Annotated in this window: 25 protein-coding genes and 2 tRNA genes (1 of these 27 running past the window's edge); 11 read left to right on the top strand and 16 right to left on the bottom strand. The window is 59.8% G+C overall.

Features of this window, described 5'->3' with window-relative positions; translation table 11 throughout:
- Together AC3WMV_RS09895 and AC3WMV_RS09890 are read right to left on the bottom strand one after the other, a co-directional pair.
- A tRNA-His gene (locus tag AC3WMV_RS09895) sits at positions 1–22 on the bottom strand (it extends 154 nt beyond the left edge of the window).
- Between the two features lie 32 nt (positions 23–54).
- Positions 55–131: transfer RNA gene (locus AC3WMV_RS09890), tRNA-Arg, on the bottom strand.
- Positions 132–406: 275 nt separating this feature from the next.
- On the opposite strand from AC3WMV_RS09890, the gene folD reads away from it, so the two are divergent.
- Positions 407–1,261, top strand: coding sequence for a bifunctional methylenetetrahydrofolate dehydrogenase/methenyltetrahydrofolate cyclohydrolase FolD (folD, locus tag AC3WMV_RS09885; RefSeq protein WP_003223627.1), 855 nt, complete (start codon positions 407–409; stop codon positions 1,259–1,261).
- Positions 1,262–1,490: 229 nt separating this feature from the next.
- The gene (gene pbpG / locus AC3WMV_RS09880; RefSeq protein WP_103369493.1) at positions 1,491–2,429 is read left to right on the top strand and encodes a D-alanyl-D-alanine endopeptidase; all 939 of its coding nucleotides are present in this window, start codon (positions 1,491–1,493) and stop codon (positions 2,427–2,429) included.
- Positions 2,430–2,482: 53 nt separating this feature from the next.
- On the opposite strand, the gene AC3WMV_RS09875 is transcribed toward pbpG, so the two are convergent.
- From AC3WMV_RS09875 to AC3WMV_RS09865, 3 genes are all read right to left on the bottom strand, one after another.
- The gene (locus AC3WMV_RS09875) at positions 2,483–2,689 is read right to left on the bottom strand and encodes a hypothetical protein (RefSeq protein WP_027613905.1); all 207 of its coding nucleotides are present in this window, start codon (positions 2,687–2,689) and stop codon (positions 2,483–2,485) included.
- 12 nt (positions 2,690–2,701) lie between these two features.
- Positions 2,702–2,908 (bottom strand): DUF6021 family protein, encoded by a 207-nt coding sequence (locus AC3WMV_RS09870; RefSeq protein ID WP_047597456.1) that lies wholly within the window; start codon positions 2,906–2,908, stop codon positions 2,702–2,704.
- Positions 2,909–2,997: 89 nt separating this feature from the next.
- Positions 2,998–3,669: a peptidase C39 family protein gene (locus tag AC3WMV_RS09865; RefSeq protein WP_097087798.1), complete on the bottom strand. Its 672-nt coding sequence runs from the start codon at positions 3,667–3,669 to the stop codon at positions 2,998–3,000.
- 244 nt (positions 3,670–3,913) lie between these two features.
- On the opposite strand from AC3WMV_RS09865, the gene AC3WMV_RS09860 reads away from it, so the two are divergent.
- Positions 3,914–4,069, top strand: coding sequence for a hypothetical protein (locus AC3WMV_RS09860; protein WP_177408990.1), 156 nt, complete (start codon positions 3,914–3,916; stop codon positions 4,067–4,069).
- Between the two features lie 73 nt (positions 4,070–4,142).
- Here the strand turns inward: AC3WMV_RS09860 and AC3WMV_RS09855 are convergent, their stop codons facing one another.
- Both AC3WMV_RS09855 and AC3WMV_RS09850 read right to left on the bottom strand, forming a co-directional pair.
- Positions 4,143–4,892 (bottom strand): TerC family protein, encoded by a 750-nt coding sequence (locus tag AC3WMV_RS09855; RefSeq protein ID WP_027613902.1) that lies wholly within the window; start codon positions 4,890–4,892, stop codon positions 4,143–4,145.
- A 29-nt stretch (positions 4,893–4,921) separates the two neighbouring features.
- Positions 4,922–5,164 (bottom strand): hypothetical protein, encoded by a 243-nt coding sequence (locus AC3WMV_RS09850; RefSeq protein WP_007965379.1) that lies wholly within the window; start codon positions 5,162–5,164, stop codon positions 4,922–4,924.
- A gap of 153 nt (positions 5,165–5,317) precedes the next feature.
- On the opposite strand from AC3WMV_RS09850, the gene nhaR reads away from it, so the two are divergent.
- A complete protein-coding gene (nhaR, locus tag AC3WMV_RS09845; RefSeq protein ID WP_097087795.1) occupies positions 5,318–6,217 on the top strand; it encodes a transcriptional activator NhaR in 900 nt (299 codons plus the stop codon).
- Here the strand turns inward: nhaR and AC3WMV_RS09840 are convergent.
- Complete coding sequence (locus tag AC3WMV_RS09840) at positions 6,212–7,375, bottom strand: MFS transporter (RefSeq protein WP_096795702.1); 1,164 nt, start codon at positions 7,373–7,375, stop codon at positions 6,212–6,214. The two genes, nhaR and AC3WMV_RS09840, sit on opposite strands and share 6 nt — an antisense overlap.
- Before the next feature lie 337 nt (positions 7,376–7,712).
- On the opposite strand from AC3WMV_RS09840, the gene sstT reads away from it, so the two are divergent.
- Positions 7,713–8,945, top strand: a complete 1,233-nt coding sequence (sstT, locus tag AC3WMV_RS09835) for a serine/threonine transporter SstT (RefSeq protein WP_098968087.1) — start codon at positions 7,713–7,715, stop codon at positions 8,943–8,945.
- 148 nt (positions 8,946–9,093) lie between these two features.
- Here sstT and AC3WMV_RS09830 read toward each other — a convergent pair whose 3' ends face one another.
- Positions 9,094–9,603 carry a DUF1993 domain-containing protein gene (locus AC3WMV_RS09830; protein ID WP_007965386.1) on the bottom strand — a complete coding sequence of 170 codons (510 nt, stop codon included), beginning with the start codon at positions 9,601–9,603 and terminating at the stop codon, positions 9,094–9,096.
- Positions 9,604–9,728: 125 nt separating this feature from the next.
- Between AC3WMV_RS09830 and AC3WMV_RS09825 the strand changes: the two genes are divergently transcribed.
- A complete protein-coding gene (locus tag AC3WMV_RS09825; protein WP_103369495.1) occupies positions 9,729–10,373 on the top strand; it encodes a YceH family protein in 645 nt (214 codons plus the stop codon).
- Between the two features lie 132 nt (positions 10,374–10,505).
- On the opposite strand, the gene AC3WMV_RS09820 is transcribed toward AC3WMV_RS09825, so the two are convergent.
- Both AC3WMV_RS09820 and AC3WMV_RS09815 read right to left on the bottom strand, forming a co-directional pair.
- Positions 10,506–11,024, bottom strand: a complete 519-nt coding sequence (locus tag AC3WMV_RS09820) for a cupin domain-containing protein (RefSeq protein WP_103369497.1) — start codon at positions 11,022–11,024, stop codon at positions 10,506–10,508.
- Between the two features lie 216 nt (positions 11,025–11,240).
- Positions 11,241–12,059 carry a shikimate 5-dehydrogenase gene (locus AC3WMV_RS09815; protein ID WP_103369500.1) on the bottom strand — a complete coding sequence of 273 codons (819 nt, stop codon included), beginning with the start codon at positions 12,057–12,059 and terminating at the stop codon, positions 11,241–11,243.
- 257 nt (positions 12,060–12,316) lie between these two features.
- Here AC3WMV_RS09815 and AC3WMV_RS09810 point away from each other — a divergent pair, with 257 nt between their 5' ends.
- From AC3WMV_RS09810 to AC3WMV_RS09800, 3 genes are all read left to right on the top strand, one after another.
- Complete coding sequence (locus AC3WMV_RS09810) at positions 12,317–12,667, top strand: hypothetical protein (protein WP_007965394.1); 351 nt, start codon at positions 12,317–12,319, stop codon at positions 12,665–12,667.
- Positions 12,668–12,896: 229 nt separating this feature from the next.
- Entirely contained in the window at positions 12,897–13,091 is a 195-nt protein-coding gene (locus tag AC3WMV_RS09805; protein WP_025108897.1) for a hypothetical protein, read from the top strand.
- Between the two features lie 102 nt (positions 13,092–13,193).
- Positions 13,194–13,376: a hypothetical protein gene (locus AC3WMV_RS09800; protein ID WP_027613895.1), complete on the top strand. Its 183-nt coding sequence runs from the start codon at positions 13,194–13,196 to the stop codon at positions 13,374–13,376.
- Here the strand turns inward: AC3WMV_RS09800 and AC3WMV_RS09795 are convergent.
- Together AC3WMV_RS09795 and AC3WMV_RS09790 are read right to left on the bottom strand one after the other, a co-directional pair.
- Positions 13,373–14,434, bottom strand: a complete 1,062-nt coding sequence (locus AC3WMV_RS09795) for an AI-2E family transporter (protein WP_027613894.1) — start codon at positions 14,432–14,434, stop codon at positions 13,373–13,375. The two genes, AC3WMV_RS09800 and AC3WMV_RS09795, sit on opposite strands and share 4 nt — an antisense overlap.
- Positions 14,435–14,551: 117 nt before the next feature.
- The gene (locus tag AC3WMV_RS09790; RefSeq protein WP_103369502.1) at positions 14,552–15,238 is read right to left on the bottom strand and encodes a cysteine hydrolase family protein; all 687 of its coding nucleotides are present in this window, start codon (positions 15,236–15,238) and stop codon (positions 14,552–14,554) included.
- A gap of 192 nt (positions 15,239–15,430) precedes the next feature.
- Between AC3WMV_RS09790 and trhP the strand changes: the two genes are divergently transcribed.
- The gene (gene trhP, locus AC3WMV_RS09785) at positions 15,431–16,765 is read left to right on the top strand and encodes a prephenate-dependent tRNA uridine(34) hydroxylase TrhP (RefSeq protein ID WP_103369503.1); all 1,335 of its coding nucleotides are present in this window, start codon (positions 15,431–15,433) and stop codon (positions 16,763–16,765) included.
- A gap of 118 nt (positions 16,766–16,883) precedes the next feature.
- Here trhP and AC3WMV_RS09780 read toward each other — a convergent pair whose 3' ends face one another.
- Positions 16,884–17,747: a LysR family transcriptional regulator gene (locus AC3WMV_RS09780; RefSeq protein ID WP_103369505.1), complete on the bottom strand. Its 864-nt coding sequence runs from the start codon at positions 17,745–17,747 to the stop codon at positions 16,884–16,886.
- 101 nt (positions 17,748–17,848) lie between these two features.
- Here AC3WMV_RS09780 and AC3WMV_RS09775 point away from each other — a divergent pair, with 101 nt between their 5' ends.
- Positions 17,849–18,742 (top strand): DMT family transporter, encoded by an 894-nt coding sequence (locus AC3WMV_RS09775; RefSeq protein ID WP_103369506.1) that lies wholly within the window; start codon positions 17,849–17,851, stop codon positions 18,740–18,742.
- A gap of 136 nt (positions 18,743–18,878) precedes the next feature.
- Here AC3WMV_RS09775 and AC3WMV_RS09770 read toward each other — a convergent pair whose 3' ends face one another.
- On the bottom strand, positions 18,879–19,109 hold the full coding sequence (locus tag AC3WMV_RS09770) for a hypothetical protein (protein ID WP_007965409.1): 231 nt from the start codon (positions 19,107–19,109) through the stop codon (positions 18,879–18,881).
- A gap of 92 nt (positions 19,110–19,201) precedes the next feature.
- Positions 19,202–19,915, bottom strand: a complete 714-nt coding sequence (locus tag AC3WMV_RS09765) for a FadR/GntR family transcriptional regulator (RefSeq protein ID WP_103369508.1) — start codon at positions 19,913–19,915, stop codon at positions 19,202–19,204.
- Positions 19,916–20,264: the final 349 nt, after the last annotated feature.

The raw sequence follows: 20,264 nt of genomic DNA, 5'->3' as shown, positions 1-20,264 counted from the left end.
CTACCAACTGAGCTACGCCCACCATATCGCGCTACTTGTGCCAAAGCTGCCTAATGGCGCACCCGGCAGGACTCGAACCTGCGACCATCCGCTTAGAAGGCGGATGCTCTATCCAGCTGAGCTACGGGCGCCTTATTAATCTGTACTCTTGGAGGACTACAAACTAAATGCTTTCCAGCTTCGCAGAACGCTAATTCCGCTCAACCTTCTTAACCAGTGCTAGGCTGTGCCCGACAAGTGCGACGAATAGTATAGAGCGCTCCCAAGGTCGTCAAATCCTTTTTGAAAAAAATTCATTTAATTAAAGGAGTTAGGGGAATTTGCTGACCAAGCGCCTTTGCCCTCACCGTCTGACATGCGAGAATGCGTTCTCTTTTTTTCCCCTCTCGATGGTTAATCACGCGCAATGACTGCACAACTAATCGACGGCAAATCGATCGCCGCCAGCCTGCGCCAGCAGATCGCCCAACGAGTTGCCGAGCGTCGCCAGCAAGGCCTGCGCACTCCCGGCCTCGCGGTGATCCTGGTCGGCAGCGATCCTGCCTCTCAGGTTTATGTCTCGCACAAGCGTAAAGACTGTGAAGAGGTCGGCTTCCTCTCTCAAGCCTACGACCTGCCTTCCGAAACCACTCAAGAAGCGCTGACCGATCTGATCGATCGCCTCAACGACGACCCGGCCATCGACGGCGTGCTGCTGCAACTGCCGCTGCCCGAGCACCTGGACGCCTCCAAACTGCTGGAGCGCATTCGCCCGGACAAAGACGTCGATGGCTTCCATCCTTATAACGTCGGCCGCCTGGCCCAGCGCATTCCGCTGCTGCGTCCGTGCACACCAAAGGGCATCATGACCTTGCTGGAAAGCACCGGCGTTGACCTTTATGGTCTGGATGCGGTGGTGGTGGGTGCGTCGAACATCGTCGGTCGTCCGATGGCGATGGAACTGCTGCTGGCCGGTTGCACCGTGACCGTCACCCACCGCTTCACCAAGGACCTGGCCGGCCACGTCGGTCGCGCTGACCTGGTGGTGGTCGCCGCCGGCAAGCCGGGACTGGTCAAGGGTGAGTGGATCAAGGAAGGCGCGATCGTGATCGACGTCGGCATCAACCGTCAGGACGACGGCAAGCTGGTCGGTGACGTGGTGTATGAAACCGCCCTGCCCCGCGCTGGCTGGATCACTCCGGTTCCCGGCGGCGTTGGCCCGATGACCCGTGCCTGCCTGCTGGAAAACACCCTCTACGCGGCAGAAACCCTGCACGCCTGAGACGTTTTTGCGCAGTAAAAGAACCCCGCCTTGTGCGGGGTTTTTCGTATCTGAGAAAAAACACTAACCGTTCGCCGGAAACCCCTCTTTTTACAGGCCTTTTCACGAGATTTTCAGGTCATTCAAACAACCATCGACAGATCTTCAGCCATACTCCTAGAATGCGACGCTTTGAAGAAATAACCCGTTACAAACTAACGGAATATCCTACCTTTATGAGTTCGCCCGCGTGAAAATTCGTCTTTCGATCCTGAGCCTGGTTTTTGCTTTTTCAGGCACATTCGTCACGCCAACCGTCAACGCCGCTGAAACTACCGCCGCGCCACGCGATGCTTCGCAATTGAAGATCGCCTCCGGCAGCGCCCTGCTTATGGATTTGCAGACCAATAAAGTCATCTATTCGAGCAACCCGGATGTGATCGTACCGATCGCCTCGGTGAGCAAACTGATGACCGGACTGGTGGTGGTTGAAGCGCACCAGAACATGGACGAATGGATCGACGTCGACATCAGCCACACGCCGGAAATGAAAGGCGTGTTCTCCCGAGTCAAACTGAAGAGCGAATTGCCGCGTCGCGAGATGCTGCTGATTGCCCTGATGTCCTCGGAGAACCGTGCGGCCGCCAGCCTCGCGCATCACTATCCAGGCGGTTACGCCGCGTTCATCGCCGCAATGAACGCCAAGGCCAAAGCGCTGGGCATGACCAATACGCACTATGTCGAGCCGACCGGGCTGTCGGAACGCAACGTGTCCACCGCCCGCGACTTGAGCAAACTGCTGGTCGCCGCGAGCAAGCATCCGATCCTCAGCGAGCTGACCACCACCAAGGAAAAAACCGTAGCGTTCCGCAAGCCCAATTACACCCTGGGTTTCCGCAACACCGATCACCTGGTGAACAAGGCTGACTGGGACATCAAGATCACCAAAACCGGCTTCACCAACCCGGCGGGTCATTGCCTGGTGCTGGTGACGCGAATGAGCAATCGTCCGGTCGCCCTGGTGATTCTCGATGCGTTCGGCAAGTACACGCATTTTGCCGATGCCAGCCGTATCCGCAGTTGGATGGAAACCGGACGCAGCACCAACGTTCCGGCGGTGGCCCAACAATACAAGGCCGAAAAGAACCTCAAGGCGCGCCAGAGCGGCGTGGTCGAAGCCTCCAAGTAGTTCGCGAAACAATAAAAAGCCCCGGCATCTCGGGGCTTTTTATTGCCTGCGTCTCAGTCATTGGGCAGCGGCATCTGTTCGTCATCGGGAATGCCATCACCGGCACTCGGATCACGATGATGCTCCGGCGTCAGCACATTAGGTCGCGCCAGCGGATCGCGCAGCGGGCTGTCCGGATCCAGCACAGGGTCCACGTCGTCCTCAGGCGTGGTCGGCACGCTGTCCGGTTTTTTATCGTCGAAGCTGGAATCGGTACTCATACGCACCTCACTTCATGGTTTCAGATCGGCCAACGGATCATAGGGCTTGGCCGGTCGCTGGCTGTCGTCGTCCGGTTGCACGTCTCGCGGCGCCTTGGCGGGGCCGACCGGATCAACTTGCGGATCGTCGAGATCCGGTGAATCCGGATCGAAACCCAGATCATGACCGGACGAATGCTCGCTTGAGTGTGGGCCTTTCGGGGATGGGGAATCTGCCATGCTCGCCTCCTGATTCACCCGCACATTCGGGCTCTATCAGTGAGAGGCCTGCCGGGCGTGAGGGTGCCCGGCAGATGACGAACGGAGCCTTAATGTGCGGGCAGAGCCTTTTTGGCTTGCGCCGCTTCACGTTCCTGCCCGGCCTGCGCCAGCTCATCCGCTGCTGCGAGCCAGCGCTGGCGATCAACCTCGGCGGGAATCTGCGACGGTTTCTGGATCAGCACCGCCCAGCCGCCTGATTTTTCGAACGCCGATTCAAAAGAGCTGAAGCTCATCAGTTCGCGGCGATTCATTCCGGCGCGCAACAGCACCTTCTGTTTCAACCGGTCATACCCGGAAAGGATCGCGTAACGCGGTTCGGCCCAGAACGCCGAGCCTTCACTGAAGCGCACCATTACCGGATAACCTGCCGCGACCTGGGTCAACAGGGCAGGCAAATTCTTGTCCAGCGGATAGACCACCATGCCGTAATCGCGAGCCAGGCTCTGCAGATTCTGCTGCAACTGCTCTTGTGCATCCGGCAGATGCAACGGTTTTTCCAGCAGCCCCGGGGTGATCATGATGCCCTGCTGCGACAACAGGCTGGCCAGCACTTGCGGACCACTTTGATTGGCTTCGCCGCGATAGAACGTGCCGCTGAGTTCGACCCGTTCCGGCAGACGCTTGACCTGCGGCGCCACACTGCCCGCACACCCTGCCAACACCGCCGCGCAACCGGCCACCAGCAACGCCCCTCGCAATCGAGAAAATACCTGCACCATCATCACTCTCGTCAGACGCCGGTCATCGTGTTCCGGCAACGCCTGCGATCATAGGGCGATGCAGGCCTGCGGTATAGCCTTAAACCGCAGACCGATCGTTTGCATAGAGCGAACTGATTGGTCATTACCGACCTTTGGTCAATAGTCTGAAACACCCCATTGTCTAGACTGTCACTGAAACAGAGCGAATTGAAAAAGTGAGTGCCCGACGCAGGGCAAAGAGGAGGCACTGATGAGCCTGACCATGACTATAGTAATGCTGATCGCCGGCTGGCTGGCCGTGGCCACTGCCATGTTGTGGGGCGTGCTGCGGATTTCGCGGCGCCACCATCACCCGCAGCCACCTGTGGCAGACGAAAAACCGCAAAAGCACAACGCACGGCACGCGACCGCACATTGATACTGCAAACGTTCCGCCCATAAAAAAGCCCCCTGAACGCTTGGCGCTCAGGGGGCTTTTGGCTGGTCAGCGCTTACGCCTGCTGCGCCAGTTTCTTCTGCTTCGCCCGGCGCGACATCATGTTCAGCACCTCAATCGCTGCCGAGAACGCCATGGCCGCGTACACATAACCTTTCGGTACGTGGGCGCCGAAGCCTTCGGCGATCAGCGTCATGCCGATCATGATCAGGAAGCCCAGCGCCAGCATCACCACCGTCGGGTTGTCATTGATGAACTTGGCCAGCGGTTCAGCCGCAAACAGCATCACCATTACCGAGACCACCACTGCGATCACCATGATCGGCAAGTGCTCAGTCATGCCCACCGCGGTAATGATGCTGTCGATCGAGAACACCATGTCCAGCATCAGGATCTGACCGATCGCGGCAGCGAAGCCCAGGGTCACGGTCGATGTCGCGCTTTTCGGGTCTTCCGGCGCCGGGTCCATGCTGTGATGGATCTCGGTCGTGGCTTTCCACACCAGGAACAGACCACCGGCAATCAGGATCATGTCCTTCCAGGAGAACGCCTGGCCCATGATTTCGATCACAGGGGCAGTCAACTGCACAATGAAGGCGATGGTGCTCAACAGGGCCAGACGCAGAATCAGCGCCATGCCGATACCGATTCGACGCGCCTTCTGCCGATGCTGCACGGGCAGTTTGTTGGTCAGGATCGAAATAAAGATCAGGTTATCGATGCCGAGCACGATTTCCATCACCACCAGTGTGGCCAAAGCAACCCAGGCGGCGGGGCTGGCGGCGAGTTCTAACAGATATTCCATGGGTCAGTCCTGACTCTGTGTAAGACGGTTTAGATGGTCTTGGAGGAAGATTCGGATTTTTCCGCGTCTTTTTCCGGTGTTTCTTTTTTCTCGATCAGGCCGCCGGTGGCGTCGCTGAGCGCTTGTTCAGCAGCCTTGTGCGTGTCGTCGATCGCCTGTTTGGCGCTTTCGGCGGCCTTGCCCATCAACTGCTGGGCGCTTTTCTCGGCCTGATCGCAACCGGCCATAAGCAGTAAAGACGTAAACATCAACGCTGGAATTGTGTATTTCATGGGACTTCCTTCGAATGAACAGACAGGGTCACAGACCGCCCGTCGATGGCTGGGCATTCTAGGGAGACAAACACTTCAGGAAAATTCGTATTTTTAGCGGCTATACTTCGGTTTTTACGAATTCAATACCTTCAAAACAGAGGTCGTGGCTCGATGCTCAACTACCGACAACTGCATTACTTCTGGGTGGTCGCCAAGACCGGCAGCATCGTGCGTGCCTGCGAGCAACTTAACCTCACGCCACAAACCATCAGCGGGCAGATTTCGCTGCTCGAACAAACCTATGGCATCGAACTGTTTCAACGGGTCGGCCGTCAGCTGGAGCTGACCGAAGCTGGACGTCAGGCCCTGCCCTACGCCGAGCAGATGTTTCAGTTAGGCGGCGAACTGGAGCTGATGCTGCGCGCCCAGCCCAACGAGCAGCAGATCCTGTTCCGCGTCGGCGTGGCGGACGTGGTGCCCAAGTCCATCGTCTACCGCCTGATTGCGCCGACCATGGAGTTGCACGAGCCGCTACGCATCACCTGCCGCGAAGACAAACTCGAACGCCTGCTGGCGGATCTGGCGATCCAGCGCCTGGATCTGGTGATCTCCGACAGCCCGATGCCGTCGCACCTTGACATCAAGGGCTACAGCCAGAAGCTCGGCGAATGCGGGATCAGTTTCTTCGCCACCACGAAGTTGGCAGCGCAATACGGGCAGGATTTCCCGCGCAGCCTCAACGGCGCACCGCTGTTGATCCCCGGCGCGGAAACCGTGGTGCGCAGCCGTTTGCAGCGCTGGTTTGCCGAGCAGCAGATCCAGCCGCGAATCGTCGGGGAGTTCGATGACAGCGCCCTGATGCAGGCCTTCGGCCAATCGGGCAGCGGGATCTTCATAGGTCCGAGCGTGATTGCCGATGAAGTCAAACGCCAGTACGGCGTCGAGGAGATTGGCCAGACCGACGCGGTGACCGAGTCGTTCTATGCCATTTCGGTGGAGCGCAAGGTCAAGCACCCCGGCATCGTTGCGATTACCGAAGGTGCCCGACGCGAGCTGTTTACCGCGTTATGACGCCTGGGCGCACGCGTCGCGCGGCTTGAGCGTCATCAACACCATGGCGAGGAACACCGACAACAGAATGAACCCGGCAGCGGCGAACCCCAGAAAACCGAGGCCGGCACTGTCGATCACCCGCCCGCCGATCATCGCTCCGAGGCCGATCCCGAGGTTGGCCCCGGCGATATTCAGCGAGGCGGCAAAGGCTGGCGCTTCTGGTGCAGCTTTCATCAGGCGCACGTGGCTGACCAGAAACAGCGCAGCCTGGGTGATACCCCAGATGCCCATGGCCACCGCCAGCCCCACCGTCGAGTGAATGTTCGGCACCAGCGAGACCATGCCGGCAATCATGAACGCGCAGAACAACACCGAGGCGCCCAGTGGATGACGATCCACCGCGCGACCGCCCAGTGAGTTGCCGATCAGCCCGACCGCACCGAAGCCCATCAGGCACCAGCCAACCACCGTACCGTTGAACCCGGCCAGACGCTCAAGAATGTCGGCCAGATAGGTATAAGCGGTGAACATGCCGCTGAATACCAGAATCGACAACAGCACATGGCCGATCATCAGCGGGTTGCGCAGGATCTTGAACTGCGAGGCGAAGCTGACCTGATGCTGGTGCAGGCTGGTTTTCGGCAGGTACACAAACAGCAACAAGGCCTTAGCGAAAGCGATGACCGCCAGAATCGCAAACGCACTGCGCCAGCCGAACGCATCGGAAATCAAGGTGCCCACCGGAATGCCGAACACCGTCGCGCAAACAATGCCGAAGCCGATCTTGGCAATCGCGCGGCCAGCGTGATCCGGGCCGACGATGTCCACTGCGGTCTCACTGGCCAAGGCCCAGAACACCGGCAGGCCGAGCGCCGGGATCAACCGGGCGATGGCCATGACCCAGATGTTCGGCGCCAGCGCCGCAACGGTGTTGGCCAGGCCGAACATGATCAAAATCGTGATGAACAACTTGCGCCGCTCGAACCGGGCGAAATACGCGGTCAAAAATGGACCGAACATCGCCACCGTGAAAGCGAATAGAGTCACCAGCAAACCGGCCTGCGGAATGGTTACCGCCAGGTCGCGGGCAATGGCCGGCAACAGGCCGACGATGACGAATTCCGTGGTCAGCACCGTGAATCCGGCGGCGGACAACAGAAGAATGGGCAACAGCATGAGCAACTCCAGCAAAACGACGACACCAGCGATGACCAAGAGGCCCGCTGGCAGACTATGAAAATGAGGATGGCGAATCTTAACAGAGTGTTTCCGGGCTGACTTGCACAAACCTGCCGACTTGCCGATCAATCCGGTGGCAGATCGTCACAGGCCTGAAGGATAACGCCTACGCTGTGATAAAGTCCGCGCCCTGAAAAACGTACACCCTATTCAGCGGCCTGTTTAACAGCGTTGATGGCGCGTCAGCCCTTTCGGTTCGTGCCGGTGACCTGCCCCCCGATGTATCACCGGTTTCACGCAACCTTGCACCCTATAAAAAATCAGAGATGCCGTTATGACCGCTTCATCCCCTTCTCTATTGCAACGCCTGAAAAACCTCAGCCTGGTCACGCAGATCCTGATCGGCCTGATTGCCGGTATCGCTCTGGCGCTGTTCGCCCCGGAAGCGGCGAAAGGCTCGGCGTTCATCGGCAAAGTGTTCGTCTCGGCACTGAAAGCCGTGGCCCCGATTCTGGTATTCGTGCTGGTGATGGCGTCGATTGCCAACCACAAGCACGGCCAGGAAACCCACATCCGGCCGATCCTGTTTCTTTATCTGCTCGGCACCTTCGCCGCAGCCGTAGTTGCGGTTGTCGCCAGCATGGCATTCCCCTCACATCTGGTGTTATCCACCGACAACGTGTCAGTCACCGCGCCAGGCGGCATCGCCGAGGTGCTGCAAAGTCTGCTGTTGAGCGTGGTCGATAACCCGGTCAGCGCCCTGATGAATGCCAACTTCATCGGCATTCTGGCCTGGGCGATCGGCATGGGCGTTGCCATTCGCCACGCCGGTGACACCACCCGCGAAGTGCTCGGCGACCTGTCCAACGGCGTGACGCTGATCGTGCGCGTGGTGATTCGTTTCGCACCTCTGGGCATTTTCGGTCTTGTGGCCTCGACCCTCGCGACCTCGGGCTTCGGCGCACTGATCGGTTACGCGCATCTACTGGGCGTGCTGCTGGGCTGCATGCTGTTCGTCGCGCTGGTGATGAACCCGCTGATCGTGTTCTGGAAACTGCGCCGCAACCCGTACCCGCTGACCCTCAAGTGCCTGCGCGAAAGCGGGATCACCGCGTTCTTCACCCGCAGCTCGGCGGCGAACATTCCGGTCAACCTGGAACTGAGCAAGCGCCTGGGCCTGCACGAAGACACCTACTCGGTATCGATCCCGCTGGGCGCAACCATCAACATGGCTGGCGCGGCGATCACCATCACCGTGCTGACCCTGGCCGCCGTGCACACGCTGGGGATTGCCGTGGACATCCCGACCGCGATCCTGCTCAGCGTTGTCGCGGCGATCTGCGCCTGTGGCGCCTCGGGCGTGGCCGGCGGCTCGCTGCTGCTGATTCCGCTGGCGTGCAGCCTGTTCGGTATCCCGAGCGAGATTGCCATGCAGGTGGTGGCGGTCGGTTTCATCATTGGGGTGTTGCAGGACTCGGCGGAGACGGCGTTGAATTCGTCGACTGATGTTTTGTTCACCGCTGCGGCATGCCTGGGTGAAGAAGCGAAAGCCCAACGCACCGCATAAACCTGTAGGAGCGAGCCTGCTCGCGATAGCGGTGTGTCAGTCACATCGTCTCGGTATGACACACCGCTATCGCGAGCAGGCTCACTCCTACAAAAAAAAAAGCCCGCCAAGGCGCAAACCTTGGCGGGCTTTTTTGTAGCTGGGTGTTTTAGTACGCGCCCATGTAATCGCGTTTACCCACTTCAACACCGTTGTGGCGCAGCAGCGCGTAGGTGGTGGTGACGTGGAAGAAGAACTGCGGCAAACCGTAGCTCAGCAGGTAAGCCTGGCCGCTGAAGCGCTTCTCCTTCGGCGTGCCCGGACGGGTCACGATCTCGATGCCTTCCTTGCCGTTGATCTGCTCCGGCTTGATCTCGCCGATGTAGGCCAGAACCTTGGCGATCAGCGCCTGCAGCTCGGCGAAGGTGGTTTCGGTGTCGTCATATTTCGGGATTTCAACTTCGGCCAGACGCGAGGAAACGCCCTTGGCGAAGTCGACGGCGATCTGCACCTGACGCACCAGCGGGAACATGTCCGGGTACAGGCGCGCTTGCAGGAAGGCGTTCGGGTCGATGTTTTTCTCGGTGGCGTGGGCTTCAGCCTTTTTCAGGACATCGCTCAGGGCGTTGAGCATTTGTTGAAAAACCGGGACGGATGCGGCGTACAGGGAAATGGTCATGGCAGTCTCGTGTGGTGGCTGGGTGGAACGTGGAGGCGATTATAGCCATGCTTGATGACCACACGGCTTGCCTTTTGTTAGCCAAGGATTAGGCTAGGCGCCTTCGACTGCTGAGGGAACGCGCGATGACCACCGAACTTGCAACCACCACCGACGAACCACGGCTCACCGCCACGGAAATCCGCATCCTGGGTGCGTTGATCGAAAAACAGGCCACCAGCCCGGAAACCTATCCGCTGACCCTCAATGCGCTGGTGCTGGCCTGCAATCAGAAAACCAGCCGTGAACCGGTGATGAACCTGACTCAAGGCCAGGTTGGCCAGAGCCTGCGGGCGCTGGAAAGCCACGGTTACGCCAAACTGGTCATGGGCAGTCGCGCCGATCGCTGGGAGCACAAGCTCGACAAGGCACTGGAGCTGGTGCCGGCCCAAGTGATTCTCAGCGGATTGATGTTCCTGCGTGGCCCGCAGACGGTGAATGAGCTGCTGACCCGCAGCAGCCGCATGCACGACTTCGAAGATGCCGAGCAAGTGGTGCATCAGCTTGAGCGCCTGATCGCGCGCGGACTGGCGGTGTTGATTCCACGTCAGGCCGGTCAGCGCGAAGACCGCTACACCCATGCGCTGGGCGATCCGGCAGATATCGAGGCGATCCTGGCGGCGCGGCAGAATCCTGGGGAACGCTCGACCAGCGGTGTGTCAGTTGAACGCATTGAAGAGCTGGAAGCACGAATTGCCGCACTGGAAGAACGCCTGGCGCGCCTCGAATAATCACCCCCAATCCTATGGTGGGAGCGGGCTTGCTCGCGAAGGGGCTGTGTCAGTCGAATCACTGTCAATGACACACCGCATTCGCGAGCAAGCCCGCTCCCACAGGGTCTGCACCAAGCCGAAGATCTCTATTTATTCACCATCCCAGTAATCCACACCATCCGCCTGCCGCGCCACGGCAACAAAACCTGACGCATTGCCCTCGGCATCAACCTTGAAATTGTCCATCACCGCGTATTTGTTGGAGTCCGGGTACTCACAGATATCCGGTTGCTGCTGGGTGCTGACCGCCAGATAACGCAGCTCCCCGTCGCTGGTGTTGATGATCTGATGCGCCGTTTCCGGGCCGCCCGGCGGGCAGGCGATCACGTCGCCCGCGCGGATCTGAAAGCGTTCGGCCCCCAGCCGCACCTCGCCCTCCCCGGCCACCACATAGAACATCTCTTCATTGACCCGATGGCTGTGAAACGGACTGCCGCGCATGCCTGGCGGCAAGGCGTACAACCGATAGCCGAGTTTCTGCGCGCCGAGCTGCTGGCCGATGCGCGCCATGCGTTGTTGATAGCGGCCAGCGGTTTCGCCCTCCGGAGCAAGGGCTTCGGGCAAGGGTTCGAGTTCGACCTGATGCAGGTTGAGAATGGGTGGGTGCATGGCGGGCCTCGGTCACGGTTTTTGTGGGTGGCAAGTCTGGGCTGGCTGGGGAGGCAGTATAGGCATGGATGTCTGGCTTGAGACCGTGGTGCATCCTTCGCGAGCAGGCTCGCTCCCACAGAGGATCTACAGCGAACACACAATCTGTGCATGACAAAAATTCAACTGTGGGAGCGAGCCTGCTCGCGAAGAGGCCCGCCCAGCCAGCACAACTCATCAGCTCCGGGCAAACGCCACCGCCGCCGCAAACTGCTCTTCACTCGGCCGCACCCCGGTGTACAGCACAAACTGCTCCAGCGCCTGGATCGCAATCACCTCCAGCCCGGTAATCACCTTCTTGCCCTCAGCCCGCCCGCGCACGATCAGCGGCGTTTCCGACGGAATCGCCACCACATCGAACACGGTGTCGGCAGCCTGGATCACTTCTGGTTCGAACGCCAGTTGGCCGGCTTCCGGCCCGCCGTCCATGCCCACCGGGGTGACGTTGATCAGCATCTGCGGCCGCTCTTCGCCGAGCTCCGCCTGCCAGCGATAGCCCAGCGAGTCCGCCAGAGCCCGTCCGGCGCGCTCGTTACGCGCAACGATCAAGCCATTTTTATAGCCGCCATCGCGCAAGGCACTGGCCACCGCTTTGGCCATGCCGCCGCTGCCGCGCAGGGCAAACGTCGTGTCTTGCGGTACCGCGTGGGTTTCCAGCAATTGCGCGATGGCGATGTAATCGGTGTTGTAAGCCTTGAGATGGCCGTGGGTGTTGACGATGGTGTTGATCGACTGGATCGCCGCTGCCGACGCATCCAGCTCATCGACCAGCGCGATGCAGGCTTCCTTGAACGGCATCGACACCCCGCAACCACGAATCCCCAGCGCACGAATCCCGCCAACGGCCCCCGGCAGGTCCTGACTGCTGAACGCCTTGTAATAGAAATTCAGGCCCAACTGCTCATACAAATGGTTATGAAAGCGCAGACCGAAATTCCCCGGACGCCCCGACAGGGACATGCACAGCTGGGTATCTTTGTTGGGATTCATCTGCATGAAACTTCTCCTTGAAAACGGACTTTCGGATGGACGGAGTTAGCCATTCCATCGGGTTCTGGACGATCATAAGCGCCTGTCTGCAACGGGCTGCGAGCCCCTTTGACCGACCGGTAAAGAAGCCGGTACAGACCTTACACAAAATTTACCCAGCGGCTGTGCTGATTTTCAGAATTTCGCTGTCATAGAAGTATCCCCGCGACAACTTTGGGCCTGGTGCAGGCCCGGACGCCGGGTCGAAGAACCGAGGAATTATCATGATTCGTAAACTCCCCATCGTGGCCTTGTTGATTGGTGCATTCGCTATCACAGGTCAGGCAGAAGCCCACGGCGGTGGCTGGCAGGGTCCGGCAGTGTTTGGTGCGATCGTCGGCTCGGCCATCATCGGCTCCGCGTTGATCAACCAGGACCGGCCGGTCTACGTGCAACAGCCTGTTTACGCTCAACCGGCACCGGTTTATGTGCAACAGCCGCCGCCACCGGTCTACTACCAGCCGGCGCCGGTCTATGTGCAACAACCGGTCTACGTGCCTGGCCCGGTCTACTACGGCCCACCACGCGGCTACTACGGCCGGCCACACGGCTACTACGGTGGCCCGCGCTGGTAATCGCCAACAACGAGCCCTGCTTTATAGCGGGGCTTTTTTATGACCGTCGGTCGGGCAGAGTCTGAAAAAATCTCGCCAAGGTCGCTGTGAGGACAGTTCCAGCAGCTAAAGTCGGCATGATGGACTTGACCGTTGGGGGCAAAACACAGAACGGTCATCTATTTGTCATGACGGAACCGCAATCTGAATCCGTCCGTAAACAACAGGTTGATAAAAACAAGGACGACCCATGCCTACACAAAATCCGCACCGCATCGTCGGTCTGTGCACTTCAAGCAAGGTGTACAGCGCGCTGACTGAACTGAAACACCTGGAAGGCCACCGCTGCGCCAAGTTTCTTTCGCTGCTGGCGGAGAATCTCGTGCACAAGGGCCTGCTCAATGAGCGCGAAGTGGTGCACATGCTCGACCAGGTTGTCGACTGATGCAGTCCTCACTGTGATCAATGACCACTATCGAAAGCGTTGATTGTCCCTGAGCGCAGCGAATCCCTAAGGTAGCTCCACAGATTGATGGAGGTACTTGTCATGGCTCAGGTTCAAATCATGTCAGTAATCGGTAGCGCTGTTCCCGCATCGCTCAGAGCGTCGGGATTGCTCGCCTGCTGGTATCTGGTGCGCGATGGCGAGCCGATCAGCGGCCCGCTCACTTCGCTGCCCGCGGCGCAGGCCCTGTCGCAGAAAATCGTCAGCCGCCCATTCCACGCTTAAGGCAACTGGACTTTCGGTTTGGTCTCGATGAACAACGCCCAACTGGACATGAACAGCGCTGCGATCAGCGGCCCGATCACGAAACCGTTGAGGCCGAACACCGCGAGACCGCCGAGGGTCGAGATCAGGATCATGTAATCCGGCATGCGCGTGTCCTTGCCGACCAGGATCGGGCGCAGCACGTTGTCCACCAGACCGATCACAAACACCCCGAACAGCCCCAGCACCACGCCCTGCCAGATCATCCCGCTGAGCAGAAAGTACACCGCCACCGGCGCCCAGACGATTCCCGCACCCACCGCCGGCAACAGCGACAGAAAGCCCATCAGCACGGCCCACAGCAACGCGCTGGGGATGTCGAGAAACCAGAAAATCGCCCCACCCAATGCGCCCTGAGTGACCGCCACCACCAGGTTGCCCTTGACCGTCGCGCGTACCACCCGATTGAACTTCAACTGCAAACGGCGTTTGTGGCTCTCTTCCAACGGCACCGCGGTGCGTACCTTGCGCACCAGCTCGGCGCCATCGCGCAGAAAGAAAAACAGCAGGTACAGCATGATGCCGAAGCTGACCACGAACTCGAATGTGCCTTGACCGAAACTGAACGCCTGGCTGGCCAGCACCTGGCTGCCCTGCATCGACGCCTTGACGATTTTCTCGCGCAGACCGTTGAGTTCGCCCATGCCGAAGCGATCGAGCAAATGCTGAAAATACGGGGGCAGGCTGTGTTTGAACTGTGCCAGATAGGCACCGATGTCCAGTTGGCCGCTTTCGATGTTGTTGTAAACCGTCGCGCCTTCCTGGACCAACAGGATGCTGAGGATGATCACCGGCAGAATCGCGATCACCAGGCAGATGCCCAGCGTGCAGAGCGCTGTCAGGTTGCGCCTCCAGCCGAATTTGAGCTGTAACTTGCGCTGCATCGGCGCAAACAGAATGCCGAGAATCACCGCCCAGAACACCGCGCCGTAGAACGGCAGCAGAATCCAGATGAAGGCGACCGTCACCAACAGCAACAGCACGGTGAGGGATTTGAATTGCAGGGTTTTTTCGTTCATGTCCAATCCATGTCAGTCAGGCGTCTCGCACGCCCCGAACCTTAGTCAGCCGGGGCGCGCGCGAGTGCCATCTTTGTTCATGGAGCATAGATTGCCTGGACGATGCAGCCCGGCTAATCAGCGCACCGGCAGCTTGACGATCTGCGCAGTGCTCAACACATCGCCGAAGGTGTCTTCGACTTCCGCCAGCGCGGCCTTGTGCAGCGAATCCTTGTCGATAGACACGCCGTTGGCGCGGGTGATGGCGCGGGTCGCCGAGGCATCGGACGCGACAATCACGTTGTAGCCCAAAGGCGCGGCGTCCCGTGCGGCACCCGCCACACAGGCGTGGGTCATCAGGCCGGAAATGATCAGGGTCTGGATGCCGGCCTTTTTCAATTGCTGGTCAAGGTCGGTGCTGGCGAACACGCTGACGGTGCTCTTTTGCAGCACCACGTCTTGCGGGCGCGGCTGCATGTCCGGGTGAAATTTAACGGTCTGGCCATCGATGGCAAACACTGGCGAGCCGGCCGGGGCAACGTGCTGCACGTGATACACCGGGATCTTGTGACTGTCGGCAAAGGTGATCAGCTCTCGGGTTTTCGCCAGGGCAGCGGCACCGTCCGGGATCGGCATCCGGCCGCTGAAATATTCATTCTGGAAGTCGATCACCACCAGCGCAGACTTGCCCGCTGGCAGATGATCGACCGGTGTAGCGCCGGACAATGCCCGAATGGTCGGGTGGTTGTCGGCCATCGCTGCGCTGCTGGCCAATACCCCGGAAAATGCACAAGCGGTTAGAAAGCGGCGAGTAAAGTTCTGCATGGGAAAGTCCTGCTTCGGTTGATTTGACAAGCGAATCTTAAGCAGCCACCGCCGCACCGAACACAGTAAAACCGGCACATGATCTGTGCGCTTTCTACACAGATAAAGTCCACGCACTCAAACGTAGATCCAGATCAATAAACCGCACTTGCCACTGCACTACCCTGCCGCGCTTTTGCGACCGATGCCGCCATGAAGCCAGACCTCCCCCTCGCCGCCCCGGAATTGCTCGCCCCTGCCGGCACCCTGAAGAACATGCGCTACGCCTTCGCCTACGGTGCCGACGCGGTCTATGCCGGGCAGCCGCGCTACAGCCTGCGGGTGCGCAACAACGAATTCGACCACGCCAACCTCGCCCTCGGCATTCGCGAAGCGCAGGCACAGGGCAAGCGCTTCTACGTGGTGGTCAACATCGCCCCGCACAACGCCAAACTGAAGACCTTCCTCGAGGATCTGGCGCCAGTGATCGAGATGGCGCCGGACGCGCTGATCATGTCCGACCCGGGCCTGATCATGCTGGTACGCCGGCATTTTCCGCAGATGCCGATCCACCTTTCGGTGCAGGCCAACACGGTGAACTGGGCGAGCGTCGAATTCTGGCAGCAACAAGGCCTGAGCCGGATCATCCTGTCGCGGGAATTGTCGCTGGAAGAAATCGGTGAAATCCGTGAACAGGTACCAGGCATGGAACTGGAAGTGTTCGTCCATGGCGCACTGTGCATGGCCTACTCCGGGCGCTGCCTGCTGTCGGGCTACATGAACAAGCGCGACGCGAATCAGGGCACCTGCACCAACGCCTGCCGCTGGAAGTATTCGGCGCAGCAAGCCACGGAAAACCAGCTCGGCGAGATCGTGCAGACCTTCCAGCCGGAGCCAACCCTGGGCATCGGCGCGCCGACCGATCAGGTATTCCTGCTGCAGGAAGCCAATCGCCCCGATGAATTAATGCCCGCTTTTGAAGACGAGCACGGCACCTACATCATGAACGCCAAGGATCTGCGCGCGGTGCAGCACGTCGAACGCCTGACGCGCATGGGCGTGCATTCGTTGAAGATCGAGGGCCGGACCAAATCGCACTTCTATTGCGCGCGCACCACCCAGGTCTATCGCCGGGCAATCGACGATGCGATGGCCGGGCGCGAGTTCGACCGCAGTCTGATGACCGATCTGGAATCACTGGCCCAGCGCGGCTACACCGAAGGTTTCCTGCGTCGCCATGTGCATGACGAATACCAGAACTATCAGAACGGCAGCTCGGTGTCAGAGCGTCAGCAGTTCGTTGGCGAACTGACCGGCGAGCGCCGCGACCGGTTGGCCGAGGTCAAAGTGAAGAACCGTTTTGCCTTGGGCGATCATCTGGAATTGATGACTCCGAAGGGCAATTTCCACTTCGATCTGCACCAGTTGCAGAGTGCCAAGGGTGAAGCGATCGAGGTTGCGCCGGGGGATGGCCACACGGTGTACCTGCCTATTCCGGATGCGGTGGATTTGCGCTTTGGCCTGCTGATGCGCGACTTGACTCCCTGAACCCCTCCCATGTAGGAGCTGCCGCAGGCTGCGATCTTTTGATCTTGTTCTTCAATAACAAAGTCAAAAGATCGCAGCCTTCGGCAGCTCCTACACAGGGAATGCGGGTGTAGCGGAGTCAGCGGAATTCTTCACGCAACATCGCCACAAACGCCTCACGCGCCGGGTGTACCCCGGCGTTTTCGTGCCAGTAAAACAGGTTGTCGATCGCCGTCAGTTCGGGAAACTCATAGCCCACGCATCCAGCGCCCTTGGCGTATTGCTCGAACACGCCTTTAGGCACCAAGGCCACCCCGGCGCCAGCACTCACGCAACCGACAATCGCCCCGTAACTCGCCAGGCTGACAATCGGCAGCGCCTGCCCCTGACGCAACAACCAGTGCTCCAGCGCCGCCCGATACGGGCAACCCTGCGGCCACATGAACACGGTTTTGTCCTGCAGATCGTGGATGTCGCGCACCGGGCCGAATGATGTCGAGGCAATCAGTAGCAATTCTTCGCGGTACATCGGCGTGCGTTTCAGTTGCGCGCGCTCGACGTCCACCGCGACGATCGCACCGTCGAGGCGATGGCTGACGGTGTCGTCGAGTAATTGGCCCCAGGTGCCAGTGGTCAACTCCAGCGCCACCTGCGGATAGCGCTGGTGAAACTTGGCCAACAGCCGCGGCAAACGCCCGGTGGCCGAGGACTCGATCGCGCCGATACGCAGCGGGCCGGACGGTTCGGCGGCGGGATCCACCGCGCGCTTGGCTTCGGCGGTCAGCGCCAGAATCCGCTCGGCATACGCCAGGAACGTCTGCCCCGCCGGGGTGATCCGCAGCCCGCGCCCCTCGCGCAGAAACAGCGCCACACCGAGTTCCGCTTCCAACGCCTTGATCCGTGCGGTGATGTTCGACGGTACACAAAACAGCTTTTCAGCGGCCCGGGCAATGCTGCCCTCGTCGGCCACGGTCTTGAACATGCGGATCTGCGCCAGCTCCATACTCATCACTCAAAGTGAACATTCAGCGCAGTATAAGTCAGTTGTGGAGACTTGTTGACCGCCCGGATACTCGGCACATCAACCCTTGCGGTGCGCCGATCATGCCGTCTCCTTCTCCCTTGAAAATCATTCTGGCCATGGCCTTCGTGGTCGGCTGCTGGGCCTATTCACCCACCGGCATTCACATCGGCCTGCAAGCCTACGACCCCGGGCATCTGGCGTTGCTGCGGTTTCTGCTGGCGTCGTTGTTCATGGCCGTGATCGCAGCGTTCAAGGGTATTCGCCTGCCGCAACGGCGCGACGTACCGCTGTTGTTCGCCCTGGGATTTTTTGCGGTCAGCCTGCATCACGTGGCGCTGAACATCGGCCAGCAAAGCGTCAGTGCCGGCGCCTCCAGCGTACTGGCGCAGTCGAGCCCGCTGTTCAGTACGCTGCTGGCGCGTTACGTGTTCAAGGATCAGGTCAGTGTCTGGCGATGGGGCTGCGTCTTGCTGGGACTGGTCGGGGTGGTGATCGTGGTCAGCGCCGATCGGGGCCTGGGGCAGATCGACGCGCATGGCTTGCTGATCCTGCTGGCAGCGCTGTCATGGAGCATTTACTTCGCCCTGCAAAAACATCACGCACGGCGTTATGACGGTTTCAGTCTGGCCTGTTATGCGGTGTGGTCGGGGACGCTGCTGTTGCTGATTTATCTGCCGGGGCTGGGTGCGGCGGTGGTAAATGCGCCGCTGCGAGTGCAGTGGGCAGTGCTGGCACTGGGGGTATTTCCCAGCGCACTGGCCTATCTGGCCTGGGGCTTTGTGCTCAAACATGTGGACTTGAGCCGGGCGACGATGACGTTGTACCTGATACCACCGACGGCGATGGGGATTGCTTCACTGGGATTGGGCGAGCGACCGACGCTGATGGTGCTGGCGGGGTCGGCGGTGGTGTTGATCAGTGTGCTGGCGTTGAATCTGGAGCGGCGGGTGGAGGGTCGACCGGTTGAGGTCTGATCGAGGTTTTTTACTGAGGCTGATGACCCCATCGCGAGCAGGCTCACTCCTACAGGGGGATGCGTTCTACCTGTGGGAGCGAGCTTGCTCGCGAACGGGCCGGCGCAGACTATAAATATCTCGTGCCGGGTTAGCCTCAGCGCCTGTCATCCGACAACGGAGTCGGCTCATCCGCCGGCGGCACATCATCGTCGGCCGCCGGGTCCTTCCAGTCTTCCGGTCGATCGGCATCACTCAACGGATCACGTCCCGGGCTCATGCCCGGCGGAGCATCGTGATCGGCCAGTGTCGGCTCATCCGTGCCGGGTACCGGACGGGTCGGATCGGTCGGCAGCACACCACCTTGAAACAGCAAATCATTAGCCATGACACACCTCACCAAGGAGGTCCGGAGAACCCGGGCCATACAGCTTGGAAGCGTGCCTGCGCAGGCGGTGCTATCGAGCAGACCAACGGCAATCAGCCCTGCGCACTGAAGCGGTCGCGGCTGTTGGTCAGGTGCAGCCACATGGCCGCGCGCGCCGCGTCCGGATCCTGCCGCTTGATCGCATTCAGGATCGCTTCGTGCTCCAGATGGGCCAACTGCCCCAGCTTGCTCAGATCCGCCGCGCCACGCTCGGCGGCATTGAGCCGCTGACGCGGAATCATCGCGCTGCCCAGGTGCTGCATGATTTCGCTGAAGCAGACGTTGCCGGTGGCCTCGGCGATCAGCAGATGAAAACGTCGATCAGCCTCAACGCAACTGTCGTTGCTGTCCAGCAAACGCTGATAGTCATCCAGCGCTTGGCGCATCTGCAGCAGTTGCTGCTCGCTGCGACGTGACGCGGCCAACGCCGCAGCCTGGGTCTCCAGGCCCATGCGCAATTCAAGAATGCTGCGCACCCCGAGAGCGGTATCGACATTCAGCCGCAAGCCCTGCTCGGCAGCACGCTCGATGACGAAACTGCCGATGCCGTGCCGCGTCTCGACCAGGCCCGAGGCCTGCAACTTGGAAATCGCTTCGCGCACCACCGTGCGACTGACGCCGTGCTCCTGAACGATGGCGTTCTCCGACGGCAGCTTGTCGCCGGGCGACAGCCGGCCGAGCAGGATGCTCTGGGTGAGTTTTTCCACCAGATCGTGTGCGAGGTTGTGCGCACGTTTGGGCGCGGGGGCGTCGAGGTCTTCTTGCATGTTCGGTTCCGGTGATCGGGGCTTGCCGATCGTAGCACTGCGTGATGGCTGACGAGTCGATTTTAGCGCCGAAACCGCCCTCAACTTGTATGACAACACTCAATAAAACGAAAAAAACGCAACAACCAAACGCTACGCCCTGTTTGAACATTTGGATCATGAACCCAAGAGGTGCGTCTGACGGCCGCGATTAAAACCAATAAAAACGGGGAAAAACACCAAAAAGAAATAAAGAATTTGTTCACCAGACAAATTTAATCGCTCCACCCCACTTGTAGGACAAAAAATCTCAGTTGTATGATGTCTATCAACAACGCACCATCCAGCCCTACCCCGCATAAAAATAATC

The organism is Pseudomonas sp. FW305-3-2-15-E-TSA4 (assembly GCF_058787295.1).
The sequence above is the reverse complement of the archived record's forward strand: the minus strand, read 5'-3'. Positions and strand labels throughout refer to the sequence as shown.

Coding starts and splice junctions, on each gene's coding strand:
- folD (WP_003223627.1), top strand. CDS start 407: ATGACTGCACAACTAATCGACGGCAAATCGATCGCCGCCAGCCTGCGC.
- AC3WMV_RS09875 (WP_027613905.1), bottom strand. CDS start 2,689: ATGAGTACCGATTCCAGCTTCGACGATAAAAAACCGGACAGCGTGCCG.
- AC3WMV_RS09870 (WP_047597456.1), bottom strand. CDS start 2,908: ATGGCAGATTCCCCATCCCCGAAAGGCCCACACTCAAGCGAGCATTCG.
- AC3WMV_RS09865 (WP_097087798.1), bottom strand. CDS start 3,669: ATGGTGCAGGTATTTTCTCGATTGCGAGGGGCGTTGCTGGTGGCCGGT.
- AC3WMV_RS09860 (WP_177408990.1), top strand. CDS start 3,914: ATGACTATAGTAATGCTGATCGCCGGCTGGCTGGCCGTGGCCACTGCC.
- AC3WMV_RS09855 (WP_027613902.1), bottom strand. CDS start 4,892: ATGGAATATCTGTTAGAACTCGCCGCCAGCCCCGCCGCCTGGGTTGCT.
- AC3WMV_RS09850 (WP_007965379.1), bottom strand. CDS start 5,164: ATGAAATACACAATTCCAGCGTTGATGTTTACGTCTTTACTGCTTATG.
- nhaR (WP_097087795.1), top strand. CDS start 5,318: ATGCTCAACTACCGACAACTGCATTACTTCTGGGTGGTCGCCAAGACC.
- AC3WMV_RS09840 (WP_096795702.1), bottom strand. CDS start 7,375: ATGCTGTTGCCCATTCTTCTGTTGTCCGCCGCCGGATTCACGGTGCTG.
- sstT (WP_098968087.1), top strand. CDS start 7,713: ATGACCGCTTCATCCCCTTCTCTATTGCAACGCCTGAAAAACCTCAGC.
- AC3WMV_RS09830 (WP_007965386.1), bottom strand. CDS start 9,603: ATGACCATTTCCCTGTACGCCGCATCCGTCCCGGTTTTTCAACAAATG.
- AC3WMV_RS09825 (WP_103369495.1), top strand. CDS start 9,729: ATGACCACCGAACTTGCAACCACCACCGACGAACCACGGCTCACCGCC.
- AC3WMV_RS09820 (WP_103369497.1), bottom strand. CDS start 11,024: ATGCACCCACCCATTCTCAACCTGCATCAGGTCGAACTCGAACCCTTG.
- AC3WMV_RS09815 (WP_103369500.1), bottom strand. CDS start 12,059: ATGCAGATGAATCCCAACAAAGATACCCAGCTGTGCATGTCCCTGTCG.
- AC3WMV_RS09810 (WP_007965394.1), top strand. CDS start 12,317: ATGATTCGTAAACTCCCCATCGTGGCCTTGTTGATTGGTGCATTCGCT.
- AC3WMV_RS09805 (WP_025108897.1), top strand. CDS start 12,897: ATGCCTACACAAAATCCGCACCGCATCGTCGGTCTGTGCACTTCAAGC.
- AC3WMV_RS09800 (WP_027613895.1), top strand. CDS start 13,194: ATGGCTCAGGTTCAAATCATGTCAGTAATCGGTAGCGCTGTTCCCGCA.
- AC3WMV_RS09795 (WP_027613894.1), bottom strand. CDS start 14,434: ATGAACGAAAAAACCCTGCAATTCAAATCCCTCACCGTGCTGTTGCTG.
- AC3WMV_RS09790 (WP_103369502.1), bottom strand. CDS start 15,238: ATGCAGAACTTTACTCGCCGCTTTCTAACCGCTTGTGCATTTTCCGGG.
- trhP (WP_103369503.1), top strand. CDS start 15,431: ATGAAGCCAGACCTCCCCCTCGCCGCCCCGGAATTGCTCGCCCCTGCC.
- AC3WMV_RS09780 (WP_103369505.1), bottom strand. CDS start 17,747: ATGGAGCTGGCGCAGATCCGCATGTTCAAGACCGTGGCCGACGAGGGC.
- AC3WMV_RS09775 (WP_103369506.1), top strand. CDS start 17,849: ATGCCGTCTCCTTCTCCCTTGAAAATCATTCTGGCCATGGCCTTCGTG.
- AC3WMV_RS09770 (WP_007965409.1), bottom strand. CDS start 19,109: ATGGCTAATGATTTGCTGTTTCAAGGTGGTGTGCTGCCGACCGATCCG.
- AC3WMV_RS09765 (WP_103369508.1), bottom strand. CDS start 19,915: ATGCAAGAAGACCTCGACGCCCCCGCGCCCAAACGTGCGCACAACCTC.